Genomic DNA, 12543 nt, shown 5'->3' with positions numbered 1-12543 from the left:
AATTAAATAACTTACAATTTTATTTGTTTTTGTGGGATGGGCGTCCCGCCCGTCCTTTTTGGCCGGGCGGGACGCCCATCCCACAAACTTGTGGAAGTTATTTAATTCTCATTCCTAAAATACAAATCCAAGATTTAGTAAACCCGCCTCGGCTCAAAACTCGCAACTGTCGATCGATTAATTTTTGCTAGGGGGTGATACTTGATAAAGTCCTCTAACGGGCCCTGCATCAGTCGGTGAATTTTGCTGCTGTGTTGGAAGTGTAAACTGATCTTGGAGTCCGGCGGGAGTAGGGAAACAGCCGCTTGGTTGAGGTGCTAGCTGGCAAGCTGCAGGCAGTGCCATGACTGAGGCATCGAAGGGATTAACTGCATCTGGGACGCGGAGAATCGGGTCGCTGGAAACTTGCCGCTGCATTACTCGGCGGTAGAATCCGTTGACGCGACTAGCATCCCGCTCAATTTCTTTTTCGGGAAAGGCAACGACGCCGCTGGGGGAACCGATGCCTAAATAGTCGCCCAAGTAACCTTGCAAGCTGACGTTGTGGTAAAAGTCTCCTGAAGCTTGAAAAAATTGTCGGTTGAAGTCGTCGGCAATCGGGTGAAATCGCTCGGTTTGTGCTTGAGCTGGTTTGACGGATGCCAGTGCGGCAGAGGCGACAGCGAGAATCAACGCGCCGCTTAGGCTTTTTAATTTTTGACTCATATATTTGGGCCTCCTTAATTAATTCCGATTCCACTTTGACACTCCCTGACCTAAAGGACAGGGATTCTTAATTCAGCGATTGACCTTAAAATGTTGCGTCCTTTCGGCAATCCTTAAACTTTTCAACCGTGCAATTGCACCAATTGACGAGCTTAACTCACAACCACCCCAGAGGGTCTATCTCCAAAAGCGTACTAGGATACGAACCTAGAGTTCGGGTGTGCCCCACCCTACTTGATTGAAACAAATTATTGATTTTCTGGTGGGTGAGAATGCGTTGATTCCCCAGCTCTGTTTTACAAGGTTTTCGCTACCCTTCTTTTTGCTTTTAAAAAGCTTTCAGGTTCGAGGGTGCCGACTAAAAGCCGCTTCACAACCGCCCACCTTGGGAATTACAACCATGTGTATTCTATCAAAAAGCCGTCAAGCGATTTTAGATTTTAGATTTTAGATTTTAGAATTGAAGCATTGACCCCACGGATAAATACGTTCGGCAAGTTTCATCGGAGACAGGTTTTTTATTTCTGGGTCCTGAGTTGGCGCGTTGGAATGAATCCGGGGGCTTTTATCCTGGATGCCTTCGGTCAAGCGAAAGACGGGATTTTCAACCCAATTTTTTGATAAACTGATTATCGGCGGATTATTTGTGTTTTTTATAGGGTGTGAGTTATGGATGCTGCGGATTTAAAGGTGTTGCGCGATCGACTTCTAGATTTGTTGTGCGAGTTTGCTTATCGTGAAGGCGATTTTGTGCTGTCTTCGGGGCAGAAAAGTTCTTATTACATTAACTGTAAACCGGTGACGCTGCACGCTGAAGGTGCTTTGGCAACGGGACGTTTGCTGTTGTCGATGTTGTCGTCGGATGTCCAAGCTGTGGGCGGTTTGACTTTGGGTGCTGACCCGATTGTAACTGCTGTGAGTGTGGTTTCGGCTTTGGGCGATCGACCTATACCAGCTTTAATTGTCAGAAAGGAGACGAAGGGACACGGGACAATGGCGTATATTGAGGGGCCACTGTTGCCAGAGGGCACGAATGTGGCGGTTTTGGAGGATGTGGTGACGACGGGTAAGTCAGCGATGCAGGCGGTGGAACGGTTGCGCGGTGCGGGTTATAAGGTCGATCGTATTTTGTCTCTGATTGACAGGGAGCAAGGTGGAGGGGAATTATATCGCGAGGCAGGATTGGATTTTAAAGCCATTTTTACGATTAAGGATCTTAAAGAATGGATTAAGCTGAGGCGCATCTAAATTTGACAATCAAATTCGAGCAAATTCTTGTGGGGAGTAGGGGTTGGGCGTCCCGCCCGCCCAAAAATACAATTTAGATGCGTAACAGCTTAGTAGCAAAAAATAGCAGTTTGTGCGATTCCCCTCGTTACCAGGTTCTACCTGATAACGCAGATATTTTCGCTCTGGCTCATGTTAACAATGGTGCAAGATATCAATCTTAACCAGCGAGTTTAAGGCTATGAAAACCATCCGTTTTATTGACTTATTCTCAGGAATAGGCGGCATGAGATTAGCCTTGGAATCCGCCGCTCATTCCTTGAATCTAAAAACTGAATGCGTATTAAGCAGCGAAATCAATCCCGACGCTCAATTAGTTTACCAGAAAAACTTTGCGGACACACCTTTAGGCGACATCCGACTAATTGACAAACTCCCTGACCATGAAATTTTACTAGCGGGATTTCCTTGTCAGTCTTTCTCCTATGCTGGCAAAAAAGAGGGATTTGGAGACACCAGAGGCACCCTATTTTTTGAGATTGCAAGGTTAATTGATACCTTTAAACCTCAAGCATTTATTTTCGAGAACGTGCGGGGGCTTGTCAGCCACGACGGCGGCAGAACCCTCGAAACTATTAAGGGCGAAATCAAAAGCCGAGGTTACAGCTTCGATTATTTTTTGCTCAACAGCTCTAACTTTAGCTTACCTCAGAACCGTGTCCGAGTTTACCTAGTAGGAATTTTAAATGCTTCGCCCCAATTTAAGCTAATTACCGACGTAGGCCCAAAAGATTCGCATTCCTCTAGTCATCAACAGCTATCGTTATTTTCCCCGTTAAGTCAACCTGTTAGAGTTGCCGATATTTTGGAAGACAATCCAGATCCAAAATATGATTGTTCGCCAGAATTTGTTAATGCCTTGAAACAAATAGTTAACAATGATTTCAGCCGACTGCACGGTAGGCGGCTAATTGACTATCGCGGTGGCAATTCGATTCATTCTTGGGAACTGGGTTTGCGAGGCGAGTGCAGTTTAGACGAAATTGAATTAATGAATCTTTTTATCTTGAAAAGGCGCAATAAAGAATTTGGAGCTGACCAAGATGGCAAGCTATTAACTAAAGAGCAAATAGCTACTTTTTTTGCTCATCCCAATCTCGATGAAATGCTAGATTCCTTGGTAACAAAAAAATACCTGCAACGGAACAACAATCAATACAAACCTGTATCCGGTAACTTTTCCTTTGAAGTCTATAAATTTCTCGATCCGCAGAAAATTTCTGTAACAATTGTTGCCAGTGATGCTAATAGATTAGGAGTTTACTCTCATAACCGAGTCCGCAGGATTACTCCCCGCGAGGCGGCGCGGTTACAAGGTTTTGCCGATAGTTTTATTCTGCATCCTAATGATGATAAAGCTTATCATCAACTGGGTAATAGTGTAAGTATTAATGTAGTTAAAGCTGTTGCTCTAGAAGTTATCCAGAATGTTTTGTGCTCTACCAAACAAAAAGTTAGCGCCTGGTGAATTGGAAGGGTGAGCCGAGTATTTCCGCCCACCATATCAACTAGCTTTGCGCTACAGGTTCCTTAGCCAAAAACTTCTCTAATTCCGCCAAAGCATCGGCATCAACCTTAGATCGGTGTTTTATTGAAGGGAAATATAAACTCTGCTCGCTCTAATTTTATCAAAATCAGCTCAGGTACTGGGACCACAAAGGAAAATAAACTTTTCGGTGCTAAACAAGCGCAAGCTTTCAGGTTCAGAATCTCTACCAATCGACTGATTTTAGCAGAGGGAAATTATAACCTGAGTGAGATATTAACTAGAGAAGATTGTTTTAAAATGTTAGATGACGCGCACGGAGAAGCAGTAATGATTTTACCTGCATCTATTAAAAGGAAATGGAAACTACTGGCAACAGCCTTTATTTGTCCTCTGACACTAATTGGTGTTGGCATTCAGCAACAACCGCTTCAAGCACAACAAAATCCATCTAAGACTAATGTTGCTGCTTTGCCAGATGGTATTTACCTGTACGGAGATTCGCCACAGCCCAACCAAGTTCTTCAAAACTATATTGTGTTTCAACGCCAGAACGATCGCGTCGTTGGTGCAATCTACGCGCCGCGATCGGACTTTGCGTGCTTCACTGGTAAAATTGAGGGAAATACACTGTACGGGAAGGCAATCTCAGCCGGAAAAGTTCAAACAATTGAAGTCAATACTCAGCTAACAAATCTGCATTCTATCCGCACAATTAGCTCAAACGATCGCCGCATTCTTTCAACGTGCAAAGATACAGCGCGAGCTAACATCTCCAGGTAAATCTTTTACCTAGCTAAAATGGTGCATGAGGCTGGCGGTGCGTTACACGGCGTTAACGCACCCTACAAATTGAAAATTTCTCGTTACCAGGCAGAGCATGGTAATAAATATCTTGGTAAGTATTAATGTGGTTGAATCTGTTGGTCTAGAAGTAATCCAGAAGTGCTTATCCTCTGCAAAGCAATTGGCTTTGAAAAATGCAGTTTAATCAGCATCAAGCAGCAAATTTATTGTTCTGCGGTTGAGGAAGTGCGATCGCCCGCACCGAATATCCAGTCCACACTGACTGTAAAATCAGGAAATGCGATCGGTGCCACCTCTTGACCAGGGTACAAGTTTAGTATTAAACTATAACCGTTTGGTGTTGGCTGGCGGTAAACTTCCAAGCAGTTTTCAAGTAAATTAACCAGCCAAACCTCTTGAATGAGCGATCGGGCATAAATAGGAATTTTGATATTTCTGTCATTATCCACTGTACTGTCAGCGACTTCTACCAAAAGTAACACTTCTGAGGGAACTGGATGTGCTGTCTCGTAATCATCATCGCGAAATTGGAGCAATACTACATCAGGTTGCGGTTCAGTACGTTCGCTTAACAAAACAGGGTTTTGGACATCAACAATAACTCTATCTTCTGGTAATCGGTGAAAAAGTCGGTTAAGTCGTCTCACAGCAGTTGCGTGACGAGTTCCAATAGCAGCCATTTGAATAATTTCTCCTTCAATGAGTTCGACGCGCTCAGCTTCAGAAAGAATCCCTGTCTCACCCATTAAATGATATTCTTTCACCGTAAAAAGGCGTTTTTGAAGTTGAACGGACATCGCAATTCTCCTTTTCGGAAACTCCTTTTAATATAACCTTAAGTAAGGTGCGCCATCAGCACGCTAATTTTGAGCGGGCAGGATGCCCGCCCCACAAGAAACGAAACAGCTTGAGGATTAAGTAAGGTGCGCTATCGGCACCCTACGAATTAATCCAATTAGCTTTGGGCTACAGGTTCCTTAGCCAAAAACTTCTCTAATTCTGTCAAAGCATCGGCATCAACCTTAGTCTGCATCGGACAGAACTTAGGCCCGCACATCGAACAGAATTCAGCAGTTTTGTAGATATCCGCCGGCAAAGTTTCGTCGTGATATTCCTTGGCGCGTTCTGGATCTAATGACAGCTCAAATTGACGGTTCCAATCGAAATTGTAACGTGCTTTCGAGAGTTCGTCATCGCGATCGCGCGCACCCGGACGGCCCCGTGCAATATCTGCAGCGTGAGCCGCGATTTTGTAAGCAATCAGCCCGTTTCGGACATCCTCAGCATTCGGCAATCCTAAGTGTTCCTTCGGCGTCACGTAACACAGCATTGCAGTACCGTACCAACCAGCCATCGCCGCCCCAATTGCTGAGGTAATGTGGTCGTATCCAGGCGCAATATCTGTCACCAACGGCCCCAAAACATAGAAGGGTGCTTCCGAACATTCCTCCATTTGTTTCTTGACATTAAACTCAATTTGATCCATCGGAACGTGGCCTGGGCCTTCCACCATTACCTGCACATCATGTTCCCAAGCTTTGCGAGTTAATTGTCCCAAAGTTTTGAGTTCAGCTAATTGAGCATCGTCAGAAGCATCGTGAGTGCAACCGGGGCGCAGAGAATCTCCCAAACTAAACGAAACATCATATTTTTTGAAGATTTCAATGATGTCGTTAAAGTGAGTGTAGAGAGGATTTTGTTTGTGGTGATGCAGCATCCACCGCGCCAAAATGCCGCCGCCGCGAGAGACAATCCCAGTCAGGCGATTTTTTACCAACGGCAAATGCTCGATCAAAATTCCGGCGTGAATTGTTTGGTAATCAACACCTTGTTGAGCGTGTTTGTCAATGATGTGAAGAAAGTCATTCGGCGTCAGACTTTCCATATTACCATGAACGCTTTCTAAAGCTTGGTAAATTGGTACAGTACCGATCGGCACTGGTGAAGCTTTGATAATTGTAGTGCGGATTTCATCCAAGTTGCCGCCACCGGTGGACAAGTCCATCACGGTATCAGCGCCGTATTTCACTGCTAGTTTAAGCTTGTCAACTTCTTCTTCCATATTGGAAGAGTTGGGAGATGCACCGATATTAGCATTGACTTTGCATTTAGACGCAATACCGATCGCCATCGGTTCCAAATTCGGGTGATTGATGTTAGCCGGAATAATCATCCGTCCCCGCGCTACTTCCGCGCGGATAAGTTCTGGCGGGAGATTTTCTCGCTTAGCAACAAAGTGCATTTCCTCAGTAATTACACCTTGACGGGCGTAGTGCATTTGAGATACATTGCTCTGGCCCTGACGCTTAGCGATCCATTCGGTACGCATATTTAATTTCCTTGATAAACAGCTTCCCTCCGCTGGTATTACCCAGACTCAGGTTCTAAGGGTGTTTTCTCAGCCCGGATATTCGGGCACCCCTAGCTAAGCTGTTAATAGTAGCACTGATGCCTGTACCAGATGAAGGCAATTAAGGAAATCTTAATATAAACAATGGGGTGAGGAGATCGAAAGTGCGATCGCCCTTTTGGGGCTTCTGATATTTCTGCTGTTTAAAAAGTACACGCCAGCGCAGCTATCCCGAAGGCAATCGCACCCCATTTAACAACCTAAAAACAATCACACCTCATCAGGATTAATCCCCATTTCGCGCAATTTTGCTGCTAGGCGATCGGCGCGTTGTTTTTCTTCCTCCGCGCGAAGGCTTTCTTGTTGTGCGCGCAAACTTTCTCGTTGCGCCCGCAGGCGTTCTTCTCGGGCACGTTCCTCTCCAATTAACAGCAAATTCCCTTCACTATCCCACCAACGCAACCAAGGTAAATTCATCTCATCATATTCACCTTGCCAAATTCCCAACTCAACTCCAAGCTGAGGAATCGGATAGCGACCGCGCTCATTTACACTCATGCGCTGATAGCGATTGTCTTCTAAATGATACATTTCTACAGCCGCTTTTTTCACTTCATAAATGCCGTAGTAAGGCACGCGAATCGCCTGTTCGTAAACCCAAAATTTCCCCACATTTTGTTCTTCGGCTTGACCGGGTTCTGGTGGCGGCGTTCTATCTCGCTCTTGGGCACCGTTCCCCGACACAAATTCCAAAACAATCAGCGGTGCAACGTATTCTTTCCACAACACATAAGAACGTCGCACCTCACCATTTAATAGTGGGGGAACATTCGGCACATAAAACCAATCGGGCGCTTCGGCACCGCGTTCGAGTGGGTCAGTTAAACGCCAATAAATCCCACAATCTTGACCGATGCGATAGCGTCCGTCAGGGTGAAGTTGTTGCAAAATTGGTCGGAGTGAATCAGTGAGAATAATGCTTTGAGGAAGTTCTTGAAAGTTTTTCACAAAAGTACCGTCCGACTCTGGTAATTCAGTGTGATCGGGGAGATGGCTGACTTCCAATTCAAATGATTTGGCAATAGTCATAAAACTTGCGCTGATTTGAGGAATTAAACTTATTATAGTAGAAGGAAGCAGGAAGAAGGAAGAAGCCAAATTTCGCGAGTTACAATTGTTAGGTAAATCAGTAAAGTTTAATAATATTAGTCCTGGACGCACTGCGACCCAAGAAACCGGGTTTTTTAAGAAAATACCGGATTACTGCCTTAAATTTTGGTAAAAAACCCGGTTTCTAACCCTTGATGCGTGAGTCCTAAATATAAAAAATTAGCCTAACCCAATATAAAATCAACGCTCACTTCAAATTCAGGAAAAGCCAGCGGCGCAACTTGTTGACCGCGCCAAAACTTGAGCATTAAACTATAACCGTTTGGGCCTGGCTGACGGTAGACTTCCAAACAATTTTTAACTAAATCTACCAGCCAAACTTCCTGAATGAGCGATCGCGCGTAAATGGATACTTTCACATCTCTGTCATAATCAACCGTACTATCTGAAACCTCAACTAACAGCAAAACTTCAGACGGTACTGGATGGGCTGTGGCGTAGTAATCAGCACGAGGTTGCAGCAATACAACATCCGGTTGAGGTTCAGTGTACTCCGTCAACTGGATAGGGTCTTGGACACCCAAAATAGCAAGATTTTGTGGAATCACGCTAAAACTGCGGATCAGTCGTCGCACACAACTTGCATGACGAGTTCCAATTGCAGCCATTTTAACAATCTCTCCTTCTATCAATTCCACCCGATCGCCCTCCGAGAGAATACCCGCCTCAGTCATCAAATGATATTCTTTTACTGTAAATAACCGTTTTTGAAGCTGAACAGACATATAACTATTCTCCTTGTTTGCAGCTTACCTAAATTTACCATAAAAAAAAACGCCCCAAACAGAGCGGAAAAAAGAGGAAAAATTTAGATAAGAATCCTTAGACAAAAAGCATTTAAATCCCCGCTATTAAGTCTGGTTAAATACTCGTCAACAACGGTAGGGATGCACCTATAAATTTTGAACAACCGGATTGGGACTGAATTTAATAGTCGTAGACGCATAAATACCAAAGAAACCGGGTTTTTACCAGTTTTAAAGGTCGGGATGCAGTATTTTCGCAAAAAACCCGGTTTCTGACCACCCGTGCGTCCAGGACTATTTAAGTCTCTTTTTCACCCGAATCAATTTTGTCTGTATCCTGTTTTAATTCTGATACAATTGCACCTCGATCGCGCCAAGCTTCGGCATTTTCGGGTTTGATGGCAATAGCTCGATCGTAAGCTGCCATTGCTTCCTCATAGCGCTTTAATTCTGACAAAGCGGTACCCAAGTGGTGCCAAGCATCGTAGGAGTCCGGCTTAATAGCAATTGCTTTCTCATAAGCTGCGATCGCTTCTTCATTGCGCTGCAATTTTGCCAAAGATTCGCCTTTACCAAACCAAGCTTGGTAACACTCGGAATTAAGGGTAATTGCTGATTCGTAAGAGCCAATTGCTGCTTCGTGCTGCGACAGTTTGTCGAAAGCTACGCCTCGGTTGTGCCACACTTCAAAATCCTGCGGTTTAAGGGCTATTGCTTTGTCGTAGGATTCGATCGATTCTTGATATCGCTGCAATTTTCCGAGCACAGCGGCTCTATTGTACCAAACTTCGTATTTGTCGAGCCGGATGCCGATCGCCCGATCGTAAGAATCAATAGCATCACTGTAGCGGAGTAGTCTCCACAGCATATTGCCTCGATTGTACCAAGTTTCGTATCTGTTGGGATTGAGTTCAAGAGCGCGATCGTAAGATTCGACTGCTGCTGCGTACTGCTGTATTTTGCCCAGCATCGCGCCTCGGTTGTGCCAAATTTCGCTGTCGGTTGCTTTGATAGCGAGGGCGCGATCGTAACTGGCGATCGCTTCTTCGTAATGCTGCAATTGACCCAACAAAGCCGCTATACTGTGCCAACAACCGTATTTTCGAGATTCGCTCAAACTTGCTCGCTCGTAACAGGCGATCGCCTCTTCGTACTTCTGCAATTTGCCCAGCAAACTCGCTTTATTATACCATGCTTCGTAGTTATCCGGTTTAATTAATATTGCTTGGTCGTAACAGGCGAGTGCTTCTTCCAGGCGCTGCAATTTTACTAACACATTTCCGCGCCAATACCAAGCCTCATGCAAAAATTTATTCGCTAAAACAGCTTTTTCCAAGCAAACTAATGCTTCATCATAATTGCCTTGAAAATAAAGCCCTTCGGCTTGCTTGATATAATCGTCAGCAATCAAATTTTCGTTGCTAGCAGGTGCAGTTTGCGAATTTTGGGAATTGTTTAAGGCCGGTTGAGGGGAGATTTTGAGAGCTTCTTTGGCAACAACTGCGGGAACTTGGGAAATTTCTTGAACTATTTGAGATTTTTTCTCGTCAACTTCTTTCAGCAAAACTTGCAGGTGCATGATAAATTGAGATTTGAGAGTCTCAATTTGCTCGACGGAAGATTTGGAAAGTTCAGTTTCTCTAGTTAAAAAATCAAGGGATTGTTTAGCTGCACCCATTTGCGCTTCTAATTCATCCTTCAACTTTTGAGTCAGTTGGCTAGAATTTCTGAGCTCGGATTCCAATACACCAATGCCCTGCAATCGTTTATTGGCATCAGCCACCAACTGTTTGATTATCAGCCGTCGCATCATCCAAAAAAAGGCAATTGTGACTGGTGGAAATACAGTACCAAGAATTAGTAAAATATTGAGCAGAGTTATGGTACTATTAAAACCATATCCAGATTCAGAACTGCCACTAGACGGGGAGATAAAAGCGAAAACCTCCCGAACTTGAGGATTGCTTTCAACCCCGGTTTCGATTAATTTAGCTAGCCAGGTTTCTTGTAAAGATTTTGTTATTTCATCGCCGGATGCAGCCGGAGGATTCGCCTTGGTTTTTGCACTAGCAGATAAATCCGGCTGAGCGGCCGCTACCAGTAAACCTGTCGGCGATTTTACAGCAATTCGCGGGGAAAATTGTTCGTGGGCGATCGTCTCAGGCTCGCTAATTGGCTCAGCCCGACGAGATACGGTAGTATTTGGGAAAAATTGTTCGTGAGCGATCGTCTCAGGCTCGCTAATTGACTCCGCCCGACGGGATACGGTAGTATTTGGGGAAAATTGTTCGTAGGCGATCGTCTCAGGCTCGCTAATTGACTCCGCCCGACGCGATTCAGTATTATTTACCGCATCAACAAAGTTGCTAGCCTGCGGTGTCTCAGGAGAAATAGGATGTGCAGCAGGATTGGCGCTAGTATTAGCAGTTAAATTGTGGGATGCGAGGGCAGCCAGAGTCAAGAGAGCTACATTTGAGACGCGCATAAACGTCAACTCATTTAGGAGAAATTGGTGCTTGGTTGTCAGCGATCGGGCGATCGACCTCATAGTCTCAGCAGTTAGAATAGCTGACATGAGGAATGCTGACTTACTATCTCCCAAATACGCGCGCCGCCTGACTTTTCAGGAAAAGTGTCAATAATTCTGGCTGTGGAACTTTTGTCCAAAAATATATTCTCGCGCCTAATCCGGTTGAATAACCCTCGAAATCATCGGGGCGGGTTTACCAATCTGCACAATTAGCCCAATATCCGGGTGAACCCGACCCGATTTTCAGCTCTAAACCTTAGCTAAAATCGCTTCCGGCTGCTGACGTTCAGCCGCCACTTCCTCTAAATCAGCGCCGAAAATTTCACAGCTATTATTCGGACTTTCAATCAGCTTAATTTTGTGCAACTGGGCGCCCAATTCCTGAACGGGCGATCGCAACAATTGCCCGATCCGAACTGCAATATTCTCTGCAGTCGGCACAACGTTCTCAAAATAAGCAATATCCTTATTTAAAAAAGTGTGATCGAACGGTTCAACAACATAATCGTCAATAGCTTTTTGCAAAGCTCCCAAATCAGCAATCATGCCAGTCCGCGCATCAATTTCCCCTTTAACAGTCACCTCTAAATGATAATTGTGACCGTGACCGTTGGGACGAGCACATTTGCCGTAAACTTCCGAGTTTTCTTCAAAGCTCAAATCGGGACGAGCCAACCGATGGGCGGCGCTAAAATGAGTGGACAAAGTTAGATAAGCTTCCATTCCGTTTCCTAAATATTCAGCCCAAAGTTCGGGATGTTCAAACAATTGAATTTTGCTCAGAGGTAAATGAGGGGCTAGCCGCAGCCAAATTTGCCGTGCTATGTTTTCGGTAGTTGGCAGAGTCTGCTCAAATTCCGGCCACGCTTCGTTGAGAAAGGAAAAATCGAGATCCTTGGTAACTTCCCGCTTGATGACGTGTTTGACATCAGACAAGTTGAGCACCATGCCGTACTCGTCGAGTTCTCCTATCATGGAAACGTAAAGGACGTAATTGTGTCCGTGTCCCGGTGCGCGGGCAGTTGGGCCAAACCGCTCAAAGTTCTCGGCTTCGCTTAACTCCGGCAGCCAGTACCGGTGACTCGCCGAAAACTGTGCCCGACGATTGATGATGCACTGCATAAAAGTCAAGTAGGGTAAGCTTGTTAAGTTCTGTAAAGGACTCGCTTCTTAAGGATAAACTAATTTTTGCTGGAATTTTTCAAGAATTTGAGGGTGCTGTCAATGAATTTCTACCAATTTTCCAGATATTGGCAACAAGTCGCCGATCGATCGAGCCGCCCGGCCCATTTTACACCACAACACAGATATCCGGCCGAAAATACCGCTACAAAATAGTTTTTCGCCATCATTTGCTAACTCATCAGTTACGAGCATTTGAGAAAGTACGCGCGTGCGGATATATCCGGTTCGCGAAGCGGGCCCGTTGCGGTAGGGAATCGACCTTTTTGCCACACAGGAC

General features: G+C 45.0%; 12 protein-coding genes and 1 riboswitch. Of the genes, 4 read left to right on the top strand and 8 right to left on the bottom strand.

The genetic code is table 11. The features are described 5' to 3' along the window. On the top strand, positions 1-191 hold a 191-nt coding region (locus QUB11_RS18730; protein WP_333391348.1), incomplete at its 5' end, for a hypothetical protein. Here the strand turns inward: QUB11_RS18730 and QUB11_RS18725 are convergent. Then, complete coding sequence (locus tag QUB11_RS18725; RefSeq protein ID WP_333391346.1) at positions 178-705, bottom strand: hypothetical protein; 528 nt, start codon at positions 703-705, stop codon at positions 178-180. The genes QUB11_RS18730 and QUB11_RS18725 overlap by 14 nt on opposite strands. 669 nt (positions 706-1374) lie before the next feature. Here QUB11_RS18725 and pyrE point away from each other — a divergent pair. From pyrE to QUB11_RS18710, 3 genes are all read left to right on the top strand, one after another. Next, positions 1375-1953 carry an orotate phosphoribosyltransferase gene (gene pyrE, locus QUB11_RS18720; RefSeq protein ID WP_333198510.1) on the top strand — a complete coding sequence of 193 codons (579 nt, stop codon included), beginning with the start codon at positions 1375-1377 and terminating at the stop codon, positions 1951-1953. Positions 1954-2173: 220 nt separating this feature from the next. Continuing rightward, positions 2174-3460: a DNA (cytosine-5-)-methyltransferase gene (dcm, locus tag QUB11_RS18715; RefSeq protein ID WP_333198512.1), complete on the top strand. Its 1287-nt coding sequence runs from the start codon at positions 2174-2176 to the stop codon at positions 3458-3460. Positions 3461-3778: 318 nt separating this feature from the next. Further along, entirely contained in the window at positions 3779-4261 is a 483-nt protein-coding gene (locus tag QUB11_RS18710; protein WP_333198515.1) for a hypothetical protein, read from the top strand. A 227-nt stretch (positions 4262-4488) separates the two neighbouring features. On the opposite strand, the gene QUB11_RS18705 is transcribed toward QUB11_RS18710, so the two are convergent. The 7 genes from QUB11_RS18705 to QUB11_RS18675 form a co-directional block, all read right to left on the bottom strand. After that, the gene (locus QUB11_RS18705) at positions 4489-5082 is read right to left on the bottom strand and encodes a Uma2 family endonuclease (RefSeq protein ID WP_333198516.1); all 594 of its coding nucleotides are present in this window, start codon (positions 5080-5082) and stop codon (positions 4489-4491) included. Positions 5083-5240: 158 nt separating this feature from the next. Then, entirely contained in the window at positions 5241-6614 is a 1374-nt protein-coding gene (thiC, locus tag QUB11_RS18700) for a phosphomethylpyrimidine synthase ThiC (protein ID WP_333102218.1), read from the bottom strand. A 7-nt stretch (positions 6615-6621) separates the two neighbouring features. Then, a riboswitch (TPP riboswitch) is annotated at positions 6622-6718 on the bottom strand. 187 nt (positions 6719-6905) lie between these two features. Next, complete coding sequence (locus QUB11_RS18695) at positions 6906-7724, bottom strand: Uma2 family endonuclease (protein WP_333198518.1); 819 nt, start codon at positions 7722-7724, stop codon at positions 6906-6908. Between the two features lie 245 nt (positions 7725-7969). Further along, on the bottom strand, positions 7970-8530 hold the full coding sequence (locus QUB11_RS18690) for a Uma2 family endonuclease (RefSeq protein WP_333198520.1): 561 nt from the start codon (positions 8528-8530) through the stop codon (positions 7970-7972). Positions 8531-8849: 319 nt separating this feature from the next. After that, the gene (locus QUB11_RS18685) at positions 8850-11126 is read right to left on the bottom strand and encodes a tetratricopeptide repeat protein (protein ID WP_333198522.1); all 2277 of its coding nucleotides are present in this window, start codon (positions 11124-11126) and stop codon (positions 8850-8852) included. A 204-nt stretch (positions 11127-11330) separates the two neighbouring features. Continuing rightward, positions 11331-12203 carry a 6-carboxytetrahydropterin synthase gene (locus QUB11_RS18680; RefSeq protein ID WP_333198524.1) on the bottom strand — a complete coding sequence of 291 codons (873 nt, stop codon included), beginning with the start codon at positions 12201-12203 and terminating at the stop codon, positions 11331-11333. Positions 12204-12302: 99 nt separating this feature from the next. Next, the gene (locus QUB11_RS18675; protein ID WP_333198526.1) at positions 12303-12536 is read right to left on the bottom strand and encodes a hypothetical protein; all 234 of its coding nucleotides are present in this window, start codon (positions 12534-12536) and stop codon (positions 12303-12305) included. Between the last annotated feature and the right edge of the window lie 7 nt (positions 12537-12543).

Source organism: Microcoleus sp. B6-A1 (assembly GCF_036705085.1).
In the GTDB taxonomy this organism is placed as follows: domain Bacteria; phylum Cyanobacteriota; class Cyanobacteriia; order Cyanobacteriales; family Microcoleaceae; genus Microcoleus.
The sequence above is the reverse complement of the archived record's forward strand: the minus strand, read 5'-3'. Positions and strand labels throughout refer to the sequence as shown.